The organism is Pseudomonas sp. S2_C03 (assembly GCF_054668405.1).
Window position 1 is genome coordinate 3,176,849 of the sequence record NZ_CP162766.1, and the last position, 15,361, is coordinate 3,192,209.

The window sequence follows — 15,361 nt, forward strand, 5'->3', positions numbered from 1 at the left end:
ACGAGCGTCGGCACGCAAAGCCAACGCATTTTCTTTTGGTTAAAACGCAAAGCACGAGCAGCCGAAGGCGCCCCAGAAGCCGGCAAAATCACTGACCGGCACGCTCGACATCCGCGCCCTGTCATGGCTGTGGGCATGCACGCCACACGGACCGCTGCAATGGTGAACCTGGGCCTGCATCGGCGCGTTCTGGCGCCAGTGACCCGGCACCTTCGCCACCGGCGACCAGTCCGGGAGCACCGGCACACTGGCTGGCCCGAGTTTTTCGAAATCGCCAGCGGCGTAGACCACTTTGCCGCCGACCACGGTCAGCACCGACTCGATCCACTTGATCGCTTCTTCCTCGACGCTGAAGAAGTCCGCGCTCAGGGCCGCTACGTCAGCCAGTTGGCCGACCTTGATCATGCCTTTCTTGCCTTGCTCGGAAGAGAACCAGGCGCTGCCATGGGTGAACAGTTCCAGCGCGGTCTGGCGCGACAGCCCTTCGGCGTGCAGTTCCAGGCCACCGACGGTGCGGCCGCTGACCATCCAGTACAACGAGGTCCAGGGGTTGTAGCTGGAAACGCGAGTGGCGTCGGTGCCGGCGCCCACCGGTACGCCTTCGGCGAGCATGCGCTTGATCGGCGGTGTCGCTTCTGCAGCCTTGGCGCCATAACGCTCGACGAAATACTCGCCCTGGAACGCCATGCGGTCCTGAATGGCGATACCGCCGCCCAGCGCTCTCACCCGCTCGATGTTGTGCGGGGTGATGGTTTCGGCGTGATCGAAGAACCACGGCAAACCATTGAACGGAATGTCGCGGTTAACCTTCTCGAACACGTCGAGCATGCGGCTGATGGATTCGTTGTAGGTGGCGTGCAGGCGGAACGGCCAGCGCTGCTCGACCAGGTGGCGAACCACCGGCTCCAGTTCGTCTTCCATGGTTTGCGGCAGATCCGGGCGCGGCTCCAGGAAGTCCTCGAAGTCCGCTGCCGAGAACACCAGCATCTCGCCGGCGCCGTTGTGGCGCAGGTAATCATCGCCCTGGTGCAGGGTCACGCTGCTGGTCCAGTTCTTGAAGTCAGTCAGCTCTTCCTTGGGCTTCTGGGTGAACAGGTTGTAGGCGATACGCACGGTCAGTTGCTGGTCTTTGGCCAACTGCTCGATCACCTGGTAATCGTCCGGGTAGTTCTGGAAACCGCCGCCAGCGTCGATGGCGCTGGTCAGGCCCAGGCGGTTGAGCTCACGCATGAACTGGCGAGTGGAGTTGACTTGATATTCCAGCGGCAGCTTCGGCCCCTTGGCCAGAGTCGAGTACAGGATCATCGCATTGGGACGCGCCACCAGCATGCCGGTCGGCTCACCGTTGGAGTCACGCACAATCTCGCCACCCGGCGGGTTCGGCGTGTCCTTGGTGTAGCCGGCCACACGCAGGGCTGCACGGTTGAGCAAGGCGCGGTCGTACAGGTGTAGCACGAACACCGGGGTGTCGGGCGCGGCCTGGTTGAGTTCGGCCAGGGTCGGCATGCGTTTTTCGGCAAACTGGAATTCGTTCCAGCCACCGACCACGCGCACCCACTGCGGCGTTGGCGTGCGGTCAGCCTGTTCCTTGAGCATGCGCAGCGCATCGGCCAGCGACGGCACGCCTTCCCAGCGCAGTTCGAGGTTGTAGTTCAAACCGCCACGGATCAAGTGCAGGTGCGAGTCATTGAGGCCGGGAATGACGCAACGGCCCTTGAGGTCGATGACCTGTGTAGCTGAACCACGCAGGGCCATGGCCTCGGCGTCAGTGCCCACGGCGACGAAACGGCCGTCGGTAATGGCGACAGCACTGGCGCGCGGGTTTTCACGGTCAACGGTATGAAATTGACCATTGAGCAGAATCAGATCGGCGTTCATCGCGTTTCCTTGGATGGAGTGGAAGAGGACAACCAGGGGGCGAACAGACGCGTCGCCAGGGGCATGAACAGGTAGCACACCGACACAACGATGGTCAGTGTGATCAGGAACGTGGCGACCACGTAGTTGGACAGCCAGGCATTGAGCTTGAGCAGCGGGCCCCACAGCAGCGGCACCAGCAGGGTATGCGGCAGGATCACAACCAGTGTGACCACCGCCTGCTTCCAGCGTGGTGGCGGTGGTGGTGCGTTATCGGTGGTTGGCGCGAACCAGAACTCATTGACCGGGTTGACCTCGGTCTGGTCGCCATCGGCAAGCATGGGCGCCGCTTCGTTGACCAGTTGCACGCGCTGCGGCGAGTCCAGCCAGCGCTGCATCGCTTCGGTGCTGCTGTAGCGCAGCACGCAGGTAAACAGGTCGAGGCCAGCGTTCTTGCCGCGAATCACGTCCACGCCCAGGTGCCCTTCCTGCTGCCCGGCGATGCTGACGATGTTGCGTAACCAGGCTTCGTAAGGCACCTCAAAACCGGGTTTGATCCGGTGTTTGATGACCAGGGTCACGACTTCGTCGAAACGGTTGGATTCAGGCATAACGTAAAGCTCCGGTGAGGCGGACATTAAGCGCGAGCCGTCCTGGCCCCGCGATCAGGACGCTGCTGAACAGCAGCAACAACAGCCAGCCGAACTGCCCTTCTTCGACGCTCCACTGTGGATGCACCACCAGCAGCGCGATCAACAGGACACACAGAATCGGCAGGCACGCCAGACGCACCAATACCCCGGCGATGATCAGCAGCGGGCACAGGACTTCGGCAAAAATCGCCAGCATCAGGGTGACGTGAGCGCCCAGATGGAAGGGGTCTTCGATCACCTGCAACTGAGCACTGTAGTTAAGCAGCTTGGGCAAACCGTGCACCCACAGCAGGAACAGGCTGGCGCTGACACGCAAAAAAAACAGCCCGATTGCCTGGGCCCGTTCATCCGGTCGCGAAACGTTCATGGGGTACCTGCACGAATGAAAACCATGGGCGCGGGTGCGCCACAACGTGAGGGAATAATGCGGGTACGGGGGAAGGGAAAATTGGATGTACGTGCTTAGTTGCGCGGAGGGTGCCCGCGCGCGCCCTGTAGGAGCGAGCTTGCTCGCGATAGCGGTTTGTCAGGCGCGTATACGTTGACTGACATTGCGCAATCGCGAGCAAGCTCGCTCCTACAGGAGAGATGTTGAAGATATCAATCGATCGGCAGCGGCCGCGACATGAACTCGCTGATGCGCGAGCGCAACCAGCGTTCGGCCGGATCGTTATCGTGCACGCCGCTCCAGGCCATCGACAGTTGTGCGGCGGTAATCGGGAACGGCGGGTCTTCGGCGCGCAACGCGCAGCCCTCGACCAGCGCACACGCCGCATAATCGGGCACGGTGGCGATCATCTCGGTGCCGGCCAGTAACGCACGCAGGCCGCTGAATTGCGGCACGCCGAGCACCACCCGACGACTGCGTCCGATCTTTGCCAGGTCCAGGTCGATGTTGCCGGAGAGGTCGCCGGAGAACGACACCATGGCATGGGGCCGTTCACAATACTCATCCAGGGTCAGCGGCCCTGGCCGTTTGTCGCCGCGCAGAATCTTGCAGGGAATGTCACGCAGCTTCTTGCACTTGGCATTGGCCGGCAGGTCCGTGGTGTAGCTCACCCCCACGGAGATTTCCCCCGAGGCCAGCAAGGCCGGCATCAGCAAAAAATTGGCACGTCGCACGATGACGACGATGCCCGGTGCTTCCTCCTGCAAATGGCGCAGCAACGGTGGAAACAGGCCGAACTCGGCATCATCCGACAGGCCGATGCGGAACACATCGCTGCTGGTCGCCGGATCGAATTCCTTGGCCCGGCTGACTGCGCCCGAGATGACATCCATGGCCGGCTGCAATTCCTTGAGAATCGCCAATGCCCGCGCGGTGGGCTCCATGCCGCGGCCGTTGCGCAACAACAGCGGATCGTCGAACAGATCCCGCAAACGACCGAGCGCCGCGCTCACCGCAGGCTGGCCCATGAACAGTTTTTCGGCGACCCGGGTCAAGTTCTTCTCGAACATCAAGGCTTCGAAAATCACCAGCAGGTTCATGTCGACGCGGCGCAGATCGTTACGGTTCATGGGCAAGGCCTTCCTTTTTTAATGCGTAGGACTCTACGCGATCCCGTGTCTGCACATCGACACAATTAACAACGTTTAACTCGCCTGCCAGAGGCCTGCGACCAAGAATGAAGCTCACCGACACGGACATTTGTTATGGCCCATTCTCAGCAGAACACCGCCTGTATGGCCGTTACGCAAGCGCCGAAGAAAACTGCGGGTGGCCTGACACCCTGGCGTGAAGCCCTGGCCAAGCGACTGATTCTCGAGCGCTTGGGCGAAACCATCGAAGTCAGTGACCTGGCCAGCGCCTGCGCGCTGTCACGCAGTCATTTCTCCCGCGCATTCAAATGCAGCACGGGGCTTTCCCCGCAGGACTGGATCCGTCGGCAGCGCATCAACCGGGCCAAGCAATTGATCCAGGACACCGATCGCAGCCTCACGCAGATCAGCCTCGAATGCGGCTTCTGCGACCAGGCCCATTTCTGCCACATGTTCACTCGCAGCGAAGGCATCAACCCATTTGCCTGGCGCTGCCGTACCCTGCGTGCCCTGCCCCGTCTCGCACCCCAACTGCACGCGCTGTAACGCCGGTGACACCCATGGGGTGTCGCCTCCTCTCTCAAACCTTTGCAAGAAAACCTCGATCAGGCCGGCGCATGGCCCATGCGCTCGGCCAGCCGCGCTACACGTTCGCCCAGGTGCGCGGCAGTGCAGCGGTCCTCGGCCGGGGGCGCCTGTTCGGGAGGTTGTTCGACATTCGATTGCGCCATCGCACCGAGTGAGCTGCCCAGGCGATTCATCTGCCCTTCGAACTGTCCGCTACTGGAGCGTGCGGGCAGCACATCGAGCCCGACCCAGATCATCGAATGCTGGGCGGCAAAGACGGCCATCTGCAACAAGGTGTTGAGCTTGTCCCCGCACAGGCTACCGGAGTTGGTGAAACCCGCCGCGAGCTTGTCGCGCCACGGCTGGGTCAGGTAGAACGCCGAGGTGGCTTCCATGAAAGCCTTGAAGCGCGCCGAGGCGCTGCCCATGTAGGTCGGTGCGCCGAAGATGATGGCGTCGGCGTTGTGCAAAAGGTCCCAGTGCTGGTCGACATCCTCGACGCAAATCAAAAGGCAACTGCTGCCCGGGTGGCGTTCCACCCCCTGGGCCACGGCCTCGGCAATGACGCGGGTGTGCCCGTAGCCGCTGTGATAGACCACAACCACGCTGCTCATTGCGACGTCCTCATGACAAATTGTTCCTTTTGCAACAGGGCCACGGTGCCGGTCGGGTCGCGCCCGATCGATGGACGTTGAAGAGCGAGAGTTTTGGGCGTAGACCGGACGCAGCACGAGTTAAATGTTGTTAATTTTCCCTGGCGCGCCAAAAGCCATGGCATCACCTTATATCCGCATCGCAGCCCGTAAATCCGCAAGCGTAGAGTGGCGCCGGGAGCCCGGTGTCAAAGACCAGCACCGCACGGTCACCCGCACGTGCATTGCGCTGCGGCAAAAACCTGATAAAAATGCTCGGGATATGCGTACCAGACGGCTGCAAGCAGGAGCAACCCATTGACCCCACCCCATGCCCAGGCGATCCATTTCGGTCCCTACCGGATCTACCCCGCGCAACGCCTGGTCATGGAAGCTGATCAACCGGTGCGCCTGGGTCGGCGTGCCATGGACATCCTGTTGATCCTGCTGGAGCACGCCGGCAATGTGGTGAGCAAGCAAACGCTGATTGCCGGAGTCTGGCCCAACAGCGTCGTCGAAGACATCAACCTGCGGGTACACATGGCGGCCTTGCGCAAGGCACTGGGCGACGGTCAGGCCGGGCAGCGCTACATCGTCACTGTCGCCCAGCGAGGCTACAGCTTCGTGGCACCGTATTCGCTGGAGCATGGCGAACACCCCACCGCGCAACCGGCGCTTTCACCTGGCGGTCACAACCTGCCGTTGCGGCGCACCCGTATGATCGGTCGGCAAACCCTGGTGGACAACCTGGTGACGCAGTTGCCACGCCAGCGCTTCATCACCCTGGTCGGGCCCGGCGGCATCGGCAAGACCACCGTGGCCCTGCGGGTCGCCGAGCAACTGATTGGACGCTACCGCGACGGTATCCTGCTGCTGGACCTGGCACCGATCAACAATCCTTCGATGATCACCTCACACCTGGCCACCTTGCTCGAACTGACCTTGCACGATGGCGAACCGCTGAGTGAACTCGGTGCATTACTGCATGACCGGCAAATGCTGCTGGTGATCGACAACTGCGAACACCTGATCGACGCGATCGCCCTGCTCAGCGAAAGCCTGCTGCGCGCCGCGCCACAACTGAACATTCTGGCCACCAGCCGAGAAGGCCTGCGTGCCGAAGGCGAATTCGTGCAGCGCCTGGAATCACTCGACTGCCCGCCGCCCATCGCGGTGCTCGATCGCGCGCAGGCCCTGACGTTTTCCGCCCTGCAGCTGTTCGTGGAACGGGCGATGGCCAGTCACGACAGTTTCGAATTGACCGAAGAAGAACTGCCCCTGGCCATCGAGATCTGCCAACGCCTGGACGGTATCCCGTTGGCGATCGAACTGGCGGCGGCGCAAGTCGGCAGCCTGGGCCTGAGCGGTTTGCTCAAGCAACTGCAAGGCAGCTTTCGCCTGCTGACCCAGGGTTGCCCGGCGGTCCTGGGCCGCCACCAGACCCTGCGTGCCACGCTGGACTGGAGTTTCGAACTGCTCAGTACCTGCGAGCAAACCTGCCTGCGGCGCCTGGGCATGTTCCGTGGCAGCTTTACTCTGGAGTCGGCGGCGGCCGTAATCGGTGGTGAACACATCGAACCGCGCGAGGTGTTCGGTTCGATCACTCAACTGGTGGCCAAATCGCTGCTGAGCGTGGAAGTCGGCGACGAGGAGGTGTTTTACCGCCTGCTCGACACCACGCGCAGCTACGCCCTGGAGAAACTCGGCCTCGCCTCGGATCTGCCGGGCACTCGCGAGCGCCACGCCGAGCGCTGCCTGGCCTTGATGGAACAGGCGCGGGACGATTGGGAGTTGATACCGACGGCGATGTGGATCGACCGTTACGCCCGCAGTCTGGAAGACATCCGCTCGGCGCTCGATTGGGGTTTGACCGCGCAAGGGCCGCAAACCCTGGCGATCCGCCTCACGGCCACGTCCACGCCATTGTGGCAGGAGCTGTCCCTGCTCAAGGAACACGGGATGTATGTGCGCAAGGCACTGGCCCTGCTGGCGGTTGCGGCCGAGCCCAGCCCCAAGGTGGAAATCGCCCTCAAATTGGCGCTGGGCAGCTCCTGTTATCACACCCAGGGCGGCACGCCGGAAACCATCGAGGCGTTCGTGAGCGCCCTAACCCTGGCCCGACAGTGCAACGACATCGCCGGCCAACTGCGGGCGGTGTCCGGGCACATGGCGGTCAACCTCTGTTGCGCGCACTATCAATCGGCCCTGGAACAGAGCCAGCAGTTTGATCGCCTGGGTTTGCACGGTGACGCCGTGTTGTCACTGAGCACTCAACGGCTGCGGGTGCTGGCGCTGCATTTTGCCGGAGACCAGTCAACGGCCCGAGTGAATGCCGAGCAGGTGCTGCAACGCATGACCCAGAGCGGTCATCTCAACCGTTTCACCCACGGATTTGGGGTGCAATACGACCAGAGCGTCGCTTCGCTGACCATCCTGGCACGAATCCTCTGGCTGCAAGGTCAGCCGGAACAGGCCTGGCGTACCGCCCGGCAAGCGCTGGACATCGCCCTGCAAATCAACCACGGCACCTCCATCTGCTACACCCTGGCCCTGGCCGGGTGCCTGATTGCCCATTACAACGGTGACAGCCGCACGGCGCGTGACTTGCTGGGGTTGTTGCTCGAACAGGCGCAGAAACATTCAGTGCAGCTGTTCTACACCTGGGCCAGGCATTACGCACACGTGATTGATCGCGAACAAGCACGCCTGCCATTCAAACCGGGCGAAGGCCTGATCAAGGACCTGCTGATCACGCTGGACGGCACGTTCATCGATGACGATTTGATGCACCGAGCCGATACGGGCATGGCGGGCTGGAACACGGCGGAAATCCTCCGGGCCAGGGCTGATGCGTTGTTGGTCGAAGATTTCCTGCTGAACAGCCAGGCGGCCGAGAGCTTGCTGGTCCGCGCGTTGAACGTGGCGAAACATCAGGGTGCCCTGGCTTGGGAGTTGCGCAGCGCCACCTCGCTGGCGCGACTGTGGCAACGCCAGGGACGCCATCAGCAGGCGCATACGCTGTTGGCGCCGATCTACCAGCGGTTCACCGAAGGTTATGCCACCCCGGACCTGATGAAAGTCCGCCGGCTACTCGACCAGCTGCAACCCACCGTTTGACGGCAGGCGGGCCTGGCTGACGTAGCGCGCGTACCGCCGCTCGACGCTGCGCAGTTCGCCACTGTCTTCGAGTTTTTCCAGGGCGTAGCTGCGCGTGGTATTGAGCAAGCGGTACCGGACCTGACCATTGCCCTGCTCCACCGACAGCAATGACTTGCGCACCAGGTTTTGCAGCCCGTCCATCAGACGCGCCGGCAACAGAGCGGAACAGGCAAGTACGCCCATCGCCGCGTCAAGGGTGAAGGCCTTCTTGAACACCGCCAGGCGTTGCAACGCAGTCTGCTCCATTGGGCTCAACTGCTCATAACTCCAGTCCAGCGTCGCCTTGAGGGTCTGATGACGTGGGACAGCCGTGCGTCTGCCCTGGGCCAGCAACTGAAAACAGTTATCCAGTTGCGCCTGCACGCCCACCAGCGCCAATGCATCGATTTGCCCCGCAGCCAGCTCAATGGCCAACGGCAAACCGTCGAGGCGACGACAGATGTCGCGCACCGCAGCCAAGTCCTGCTCGCGCAGGGTAAAACCCTGCTGACGGGCGCGGGCACGACTGACAAAAAGCTGCACCGCCGAATAGCCCATGGCTTCGTCGACACTGCGCAGGGCCGATTGTGGCGGTACGGTGAGCGCCGGCAGCGGCTGGACGTTTTCGCCCGGCACCTGCAACGGCTCACGACTGGTGACCAGCACCGACAGACGCGGCGCCGAGTGCAGGAAACTTTCAACCAGGGACCGACAGCGTTCGTGCAGGTGCTCGCAGTTATCCAGGACCAGTAGCGCATGCCAGTTCGCCACGACCTCCAGCGAGGTGCCGACCTCGAGCCCCAGGACGCGGCTCAAGTGATCTTCCACCTGCGCGGGGTCATCGATGGCGGCCAGGTCCACCAACCAGACACCGTCCCGATAGTGCTGCAAGAGCAGTTCGGCCACGCGCAATGCCACGGTCGTCTTGCCGATACCGCCGGGGCCGACCAGGGTCATAAGCCGGCACACCGGCAATTGCCGTACGAGGCTGCCAACCAGTGAGTCACGCCCCGTCACCGGGGTCAGGCGTGCCGGCAGGTTGTGCTGGATTTTCTGCGCGCTGTCGAGGCAAATCTCGGTGCCAAGGGGCGCCTGCTCCACCGGCGCAATGAAGCGGTAACCGCGTTGCGGCACATTCTCGATGTAGCGCCGCCCATCCTGCCCGTCCCCCAGTGCGCGACGCAAAGCAGCAATGTGCACGCGCAAGTTGATGTCCTCGACCACCGATGTCGGCCACACGCGCTCAATCAGCTCTTGCTTGCTGACGATATTGCCGGCTTGCTCCACCAGCAGTTGCAGGATGTCCATGGCGCGCCCGCCCATGCGCAATGGGCGGTCACCCTCAAGGATCAACCGCTGGCGCAGATGAAAGGCATAGGGACCAAAATGCAACACGGTCTCGTGGTTCGTGACACTGTTCATGCGCGTTCTCGTCGGCAAACCCGTAGTGGCTCAATGGCACGCCGGGCTCGCGCACCTCCTTGCAAACGTTCCCGGTATCTTGGCAGTCATCAGTGACGGAACAACTGCCTTGAGGGGAGCATGACGGCCATCTCGGTGCGCAGAACGGACAAATCAGCGCTAACTGAACTGCTCGCGGTATTGAGCCGGGGTCAGCCCGAGTTTTTCACCAAATAGAAAGCGCATGTGCCGAACACTGCCAAACCCGCTTTTGAAAGCCACGGTCTTGAGCGGCAGCTCGGTGGTTTCCAACAGGTTCCTCGCGCAGTCGATGCGCGCGCTTTGCAAAAACTCCATCGGCGTCATGTTCACCTCCCGGGCGAACACCCTGGCGAAATGCCGCGGGCTCATGGTCGCCAGGCCCGCCAGGCGCTCGATGTTGAAAGCTTCGTCGAGGTGTTCGAGCATGTAGTTCTGTACGCGGGTCACCGGCGTTTCCTGAGGGGCTACCGTGGCCAGCAAGGGGCTGAACTGCGCTTGCCCGCCCTGGCGTTTCATCACCACCAGCAATACCTTGGCCACGTCCTGGGCAACTTTCTTGCCATGGTCATCGGCCACCACCGCGAGCGCGAGATCAATGCCGGCGGTGACGCCGCCAGAGGTCACGAGGTTACGGTCCTGGACGAAAATCTGATCGGTCTCCACCTTGGCGCCAGGGAAAGCCTTGATCAGGCGTTCGGTGTAATGCCAGTGAGTAGTGACCCGGTAGCCGTCGAGCAGCCCGGCATGCCCAAGCACGAACGCGCCAGTGCAGATGGACCCGTAGGACCTGGAACGGCTGACGCTGTGCTTGAGCCAATCGAGCAACGGTGGATGCCTTTCGTTGTACGCACCGGGGCCGCCGGGCACCAGCAGCAGGTCGTAACCGTCACAGGCCTGGTCGATGTGCACGTCGGCATGCACGTTCACCCCGTTGGACGCGCGCAACGCACCCGGCACCGTGCCGATGGTCGACAGCGCGTAATGGTCATCGGGCTTGAGATAACGATTGGCGATGGAAAACACCTCCATGGGCCCGGCCATGTCGAGCAGGAGAAAGTCGGGAAACAGCACCATTGCCACGGTTTTCATGGGTTGCACATCACTGAAAATTCAAAAGGAGTTCTTTGATCAGACACACCAATCCCCTGTGGGAACGAGGAAATTTCCCAGCATTATGGCCCAGCTCCACAGCCGCGCGCTGCCCACACATCACTGTCAACCCAAAAGAGACAGTATTTCAATTTTCATCTACTTATTGCACCACAGGATAACCATTAACCTTCTCCTCACTCGGACGAATCAACGTCCAACACAGGAGATTCCATCATGCTGACCCTACGCAAAGCTTCCGATCGCGGCATGGCCAATCACGGTTGGTTGAAGTCATTCCACACCTTCTCCTTCGCCAACTACCGCAACCCGAAGGAACAGGGTTTTTCCGACCTGCTGGTGATCAACGACGACCGCGTCGCCGCCGGTAAAGGCTTTGGCCAACACCCGCATCGCGACATGGAGATTTTCTCCTACGTGCTTGAGGGCGCCCTGGAGCACAAGGACACGCTGGGCACCGGTTCGGTGATCCGCCCTGGCGATGTGCAACTGATGAGTGCCGGCAGCGGCGTGGCCCACAGCGAGTTCAACCACTCGGCAACGCAAGGCGTGCACTTCCTGCAAATCTGGATCGTGCCGGATGTCAGTGGCGCCAAGCCGCGCTACCAGCAGGAGCATTTCAGCGCCGGGAAAAAACGCGGGCGCCTGCAACTGATCATTTCGCCCGAAGGGAAAAGCGGCTCGCTTAAAGTGCGCCAGGATGCAAGGGTCTACGCCGGGCTGTTCGACGGCAAGGAAAGCGCCACCCTGGAACTGGCCGCCGACCGTTATGCGTACGTTCATGTGGCCCGTGGCAGCGTCGAACTCAATGGCGTGCAATTGCAGGAAGGCGACGGCGTGCGGGTTCGTAATGAGCAGTTGCTGAACCTGAGCAATGGAGTGGATGCCGAAGTGCTGGTGTTCGACCTGCGGCCGCAGGAATTGCCTGAAATGCCATGAGGCATCACGGTTGCCCTGTAGGAGCGAGCATGCTCGCGATGGTAGCCCAGACAACGTTGGCATCCAGACAGCCAGCGTTACCGTTGACGACCATCGCGAGCATGCTCGCTCCTACAGGAGAATCTAGGCAAACACCTCGACGATTTCATCGATCACTGCGCGCACCTTCGCGGTGTGCCGCAGGTCGGCGTGGGTCACCAGCCACACGTCATAGGGCAACGGTCGCGTGCGCTCCGGCCACAACCGGACCAGCCCGTCCCTCTCGCCCATGTACACCGGGATTTCCCCCAGCCCTATCCCCGCCGCAATCGAGCGACGCACCAGCAGACTTGAACTCAGACTCGCCACAATGCGCCCGCGCCCCGGCGGTTCCGCCACCAGGGTAAATTCCTTGTTGCCCTGCAAGTACGGCTGATACACCACCAGGTCATGTCCCTCGAACGCCGAGCCCGGTGCGGGGACGCCGTGGGCGTCGACATAGGCTTGCGAGGCGAACAGCCCCACCGGCCAACGGGCGATGCGCCGGGCGATCAGGTCCGGATTATCGGGACGGGTGTTGCGCACGGCGATGTCGGCCTCACGCTTCGCCAGACTGAGAATGTGGGTCGACGCATCCAGTTGCACTCGCACATCGGGATGGCGTTGGTGCACGCGCGCAATTGCCGGGATCAGGAAATCGACGGCCATGGAGTCCGTGGTACTGACGCGTACGGTGCCCGTCAGGCGATCATCCAGGCCCTGAATCCGCCGTTGCAGCTCCAACGCCGAATGCTCCATTTTCTCGGCCGCCTGCAACGCCGCTTCACCCACCGCAGTCAAGGCGTAGCCTTCCGAGGTGCGCAGAAACAGCGTCGCGCTCAAGGTCTTCTCCAATGCCGAGACCCGCCGCCCAACCGTGGCCTGGTCCACTCCCAGCACCCGCGCGGCCCCCCGCAGGGTCGACTCCCGGCACACGGCAAGAAAAACCCGCGCGTCATCCCAATTCATGGCGTACTCCACTGATGCAATTACGCATCACCATAACGCAAATTCGCTGCGTATTTGCATCAATGAAACTGGATAAGCTGGGCCCAAGAGAAATTTCCACAGGACCTCCCCATGCTGACTCCTGATGCACCAACCCGCAGCGCGATCTGGTTGCCGATCTTCGCAGGCCTTTGCGCCAGCCTGGTCAGCATTGGCCTGGCGCGGTTTGCCTACACGCCGTTGATACCCTCGTTGATCCAGGCGCAATGGTTCTCGACCCATGACGTGGTCTACCTGGGCGCGGCAAACCTGGTCGGTTACCTGATCGGCGCCCTGCTCGGCCATCCCCTGGCTCGCCGCACATCCAACACAACGGCATTGCGCCTGATGATGCTGGCGGTGACGGCCGCGTTTTTCGCCTGTGGTTTCCCATTGTCGGTGAGCTGGTTTTTTGGCTGGCGCCTGCTGTCGGGGATCGCCGGTGGCGCGATCATGGTGCTGGTGGCCGCAACGGTGCTGCCGCACGTGCCAGCCTCGCGCCGTGGCCTGGCCAGCGGTGCGATCTTCTTGGGCATCGGCCTGGGCATTGCCGGCTCGGGGACCATTGTCCCGCCGCTGCTGAGCCTTGGTTTGCAGAACACATGGTTCGGCCTGGGCCTGTTGTCGCTGGTGCTGACCGCTGCGAGCTGGTTTGGCTGGCCTTCAACCTCCCATGTGGCAACCCACACGCCCTTGGCTGATGCATCCGCAGCGAAGACCGACCCACAGGTTTACCTGCTGTTCGCCCAGTACGCCTTCATGGCTGCCGGGCTGGTTCCGGCCATGGTGTTCCTGGTCGACTACGTCGCCCGGGGCCTCGGCGCGGGGCCGCACGTGGGCGCACTGATTTGGGTGATGTATGGCCTGGGCGCAATCATCGGACCGGTGAGCTACGGTTTTCTCGCCGACAAACTGGGCGCGCGCCCGAGCATCCGCCTGGTCCTCGTGGTGCAGGCCGTTGCGGTGGGGTTGCTGGCCATTTCCAGCTCATTCATCGCACTGGCCGTGCTGGCGGTGATCATCGGTGCCTTCCCACCCGGCATCGTGCCGTTGGCGCTGGCCCGCGTGCATGAGCTGATTCCTCAACATCATCAGCAACAGATTGCCTGGAGTCGTGCCACGGTGTCGTTCGCCACGTTCCAGGCACTGGCGGGGTTTGCCTATTCGGCACTGTTCAACGCCAGCGGCGGTCGCCACGAGCTGTTGTTTCTCATTGCCGCCGGTGCGATTGTCGTGGCGTTGCTGCTGGAACAGGGCATGCGTCTGGTGCCGCGCCGCGATCGGCTGCATCCGGCACTGAACTGAGTCACTGACACCTTCACGCGGTCCCACTTAAATGAAAACTTCCAGACAGGACGCTCCGATGACGCTGCCCAACCGCATGACCCTGATCGAAATCACCCAACCCGGTGGCCCCGAGGTGCTGCAACCCCGCCAGGTGCCGGTGCCCAGTCCTGGCGAAGGCGAAGTGCTGATCCGCGTGCTTGCCACTGGGGTCAATCGCCCCGATGCCCTGCAACGGGCCGGCAAATACCCACTCAAGCCCGGCATGAACCCCAACCCGGGCCTGGAAGTGGCCGGTGAAGTCGTGGCGGTCGGCAAAGGCGTCAGCGAATTCCTCGTAGGCGACAAAGTGTGTGCCCTGACCAATGGCGGTGGCTATGCGCAATACTGTATCGCCCCGGCGGGCCAGACGCTGCCGATCCCCGACGGTATGGATTGGCTGCAGGCGGCGGCCGTTCCGGAAACGTTTTTCACGGTATGGGCCAACCTGTTCGATATGGGCGGTGCCAGCAAAGGCCAGCGCGCATTGATCCACGGCGGCACCAGTGGCATCGGCACCACCGCGCTGATGTTGTGCCGCGAGTTCGGCATCAAGGCCTTCGCCACCGCCGGCAGCGAGGACAAATGTGCAGCCGTGCGCAAGCTGGGTGCCGAGGCGATCAATTACCGCGAGCAGGACTTCGTCCAGGTGATCCAGGACAAGACCGCTGGCAAAGGCGTAAACGTGATTCTCGACATCATGGGCGCCTCGTACCTGAACCAGAACATCGCGGCACTGGGCATGGAAGGACGCCTGGTGATGCTCGGTTTCCTCGGCGGCGCACGTGCCAATGACGTCGATTTGCTGGGCATCATGAGCAAACGCGCAACCGTCACGGGCTCACTGATGCGCCCGCGCACCACTTCGGAAAAAGCCTCGATTGCCGAGCAACTGCGTGAATATGTCTGGCCAGTACTGGCGGCCGGACGTTGCCTGCCGATCATCGACAAGGTCTACCCGCTGACCGAGGCGGCGCAGGCCCACGCGCGGATGGAGGGTGGGGATCATATCGGCAAGATTGTGTTGCAAGTGGATTGAGCTCAGGAGGCAATTCTCCCTTGTGGGAGCGGGCTTGCTCGCGAAGGCGGTTGCAGATTCAACATCGTGGGTGACTGACACACCCCATTCGCGAGCAAGCCCGCTCCCACAAAAGC

13 protein-coding genes are annotated in these 15,361 nt (G+C 62.2%); 5 read left to right on the plus strand and 8 right to left on the minus strand.

The genetic code is table 11. The annotated features are described in order from the left end of the window. Window positions 1-39: 39 nt before the first annotated feature. From AB4N64_RS14485 to AB4N64_RS14500, 4 genes are all read right to left on the minus strand, one after another. Complete coding sequence (locus tag AB4N64_RS14485) at window positions 40-1,878, minus strand: amidohydrolase (protein WP_460116462.1); 1,839 nt, start codon at window positions 1,876-1,878, stop codon at window positions 40-42. Beyond that, window positions 1,875-2,468 (minus strand): antibiotic biosynthesis monooxygenase, encoded by a 594-nt coding sequence (locus AB4N64_RS14490; protein ID WP_460116463.1) that lies wholly within the window; start codon window positions 2,466-2,468, stop codon window positions 1,875-1,877. The genes AB4N64_RS14485 and AB4N64_RS14490 overlap by 4 nt, the downstream gene beginning before the upstream one ends. Continuing rightward, window positions 2,461-2,877, minus strand: coding sequence for a DoxX family protein (locus AB4N64_RS14495; protein WP_460116465.1), 417 nt, complete (start codon window positions 2,875-2,877; stop codon window positions 2,461-2,463). The genes AB4N64_RS14490 and AB4N64_RS14495 overlap by 8 nt, the downstream gene beginning before the upstream one ends. Before the next feature lie 233 nt (window positions 2,878-3,110). Further along, the gene (locus tag AB4N64_RS14500; protein WP_460116466.1) at window positions 3,111-4,028 is read right to left on the minus strand and encodes a LysR family transcriptional regulator; all 918 of its coding nucleotides are present in this window, start codon (window positions 4,026-4,028) and stop codon (window positions 3,111-3,113) included. A 135-nt stretch (window positions 4,029-4,163) separates the two neighbouring features. Between AB4N64_RS14500 and AB4N64_RS14505 the strand changes: the two genes are divergently transcribed. Beyond that, window positions 4,164-4,595 (plus strand): helix-turn-helix domain-containing protein, encoded by a 432-nt coding sequence (locus tag AB4N64_RS14505; protein ID WP_460116468.1) that lies wholly within the window; start codon window positions 4,164-4,166, stop codon window positions 4,593-4,595. Between the two features lie 59 nt (window positions 4,596-4,654). Here AB4N64_RS14505 and AB4N64_RS14510 read toward each other — a convergent pair whose 3' ends face one another. After that, complete coding sequence (locus tag AB4N64_RS14510; protein WP_460116470.1) at window positions 4,655-5,230, minus strand: flavodoxin family protein; 576 nt, start codon at window positions 5,228-5,230, stop codon at window positions 4,655-4,657. Between the two features lie 336 nt (window positions 5,231-5,566). Here AB4N64_RS14510 and AB4N64_RS14515 point away from each other — a divergent pair, with 336 nt between their 5' ends. Next, window positions 5,567-8,365, plus strand: a complete 2,799-nt coding sequence (locus AB4N64_RS14515) for an ATP-binding protein (RefSeq protein ID WP_460116472.1) — start codon at window positions 5,567-5,569, stop codon at window positions 8,363-8,365. Here the strand turns inward: AB4N64_RS14515 and AB4N64_RS14520 are convergent. Continuing rightward, window positions 8,336-9,808: an ATP-binding protein gene (locus AB4N64_RS14520; RefSeq protein ID WP_460116474.1), complete on the minus strand. Its 1,473-nt coding sequence runs from the start codon at window positions 9,806-9,808 to the stop codon at window positions 8,336-8,338. The genes AB4N64_RS14515 and AB4N64_RS14520 overlap by 30 nt on opposite strands. A gap of 159 nt (window positions 9,809-9,967) precedes the next feature. Continuing rightward, entirely contained in the window at window positions 9,968-10,918 is a 951-nt protein-coding gene (locus AB4N64_RS14525; RefSeq protein WP_460116476.1) for a GlxA family transcriptional regulator, read from the minus strand. A gap of 237 nt (window positions 10,919-11,155) precedes the next feature. On the opposite strand from AB4N64_RS14525, the gene AB4N64_RS14530 reads away from it, so the two are divergent. Further along, window positions 11,156-11,878: a pirin family protein gene (locus AB4N64_RS14530; RefSeq protein WP_460116478.1), complete on the plus strand. Its 723-nt coding sequence runs from the start codon at window positions 11,156-11,158 to the stop codon at window positions 11,876-11,878. Between the two features lie 123 nt (window positions 11,879-12,001). Here AB4N64_RS14530 and AB4N64_RS14535 read toward each other — a convergent pair whose 3' ends face one another. Then, window positions 12,002-12,865 carry a LysR family transcriptional regulator gene (locus AB4N64_RS14535; protein WP_460116479.1) on the minus strand — a complete coding sequence of 288 codons (864 nt, stop codon included), beginning with the start codon at window positions 12,863-12,865 and terminating at the stop codon, window positions 12,002-12,004. Between the two features lie 111 nt (window positions 12,866-12,976). On the opposite strand from AB4N64_RS14535, the gene AB4N64_RS14540 reads away from it, so the two are divergent. Beyond that, window positions 12,977-14,188, plus strand: coding sequence for a YbfB/YjiJ family MFS transporter (locus AB4N64_RS14540; protein ID WP_460116481.1), 1,212 nt, complete (start codon window positions 12,977-12,979; stop codon window positions 14,186-14,188). 58 nt (window positions 14,189-14,246) lie between these two features. Next, window positions 14,247-15,245 (plus strand): NAD(P)H-quinone oxidoreductase, encoded by a 999-nt coding sequence (locus AB4N64_RS14545; protein ID WP_460116483.1) that lies wholly within the window; start codon window positions 14,247-14,249, stop codon window positions 15,243-15,245. Window positions 15,246-15,361 lie beyond the last annotated feature (116 nt).

Excerpts from the sequence above, each read along its gene's own strand:
- AB4N64_RS14495 (WP_460116465.1), bottom strand. The coding sequence starts at position 2,877 with ATGAACGTTTCGCGACCGGATGAACGGGCCCAGGCAATCGGGCTGTTT.
- AB4N64_RS14535 (WP_460116479.1), bottom strand. The coding sequence starts at position 12,865 with ATGAATTGGGATGACGCGCGGGTTTTTCTTGCCGTGTGCCGGGAGTCG.
- AB4N64_RS14505 (WP_460116468.1), top strand. The coding sequence starts at position 4,164 with ATGGCCCATTCTCAGCAGAACACCGCCTGTATGGCCGTTACGCAAGCG.
- AB4N64_RS14500 (WP_460116466.1), bottom strand. The coding sequence starts at position 4,028 with ATGAACCGTAACGATCTGCGCCGCGTCGACATGAACCTGCTGGTGATT.
- AB4N64_RS14525 (WP_460116476.1), bottom strand. The coding sequence starts at position 10,918 with ATGAAAACCGTGGCAATGGTGCTGTTTCCCGACTTTCTCCTGCTCGAC.
- AB4N64_RS14540 (WP_460116481.1), top strand. The coding sequence starts at position 12,977 with ATGCTGACTCCTGATGCACCAACCCGCAGCGCGATCTGGTTGCCGATC.
- AB4N64_RS14530 (WP_460116478.1), top strand. The coding sequence starts at position 11,156 with ATGCTGACCCTACGCAAAGCTTCCGATCGCGGCATGGCCAATCACGGT.
- AB4N64_RS14490 (WP_460116463.1), bottom strand. The coding sequence starts at position 2,468 with ATGCCTGAATCCAACCGTTTCGACGAAGTCGTGACCCTGGTCATCAAA.
- AB4N64_RS14510 (WP_460116470.1), bottom strand. The coding sequence starts at position 5,230 with ATGAGCAGCGTGGTTGTGGTCTATCACAGCGGCTACGGGCACACCCGC.
- AB4N64_RS14545 (WP_460116483.1), top strand. The coding sequence starts at position 14,247 with ATGACGCTGCCCAACCGCATGACCCTGATCGAAATCACCCAACCCGGT.
- AB4N64_RS14520 (WP_460116474.1), bottom strand. The coding sequence starts at position 9,808 with ATGAACAGTGTCACGAACCACGAGACCGTGTTGCATTTTGGTCCCTAT.
- AB4N64_RS14485 (WP_460116462.1), bottom strand. The coding sequence starts at position 1,878 with ATGAACGCCGATCTGATTCTGCTCAATGGTCAATTTCATACCGTTGAC.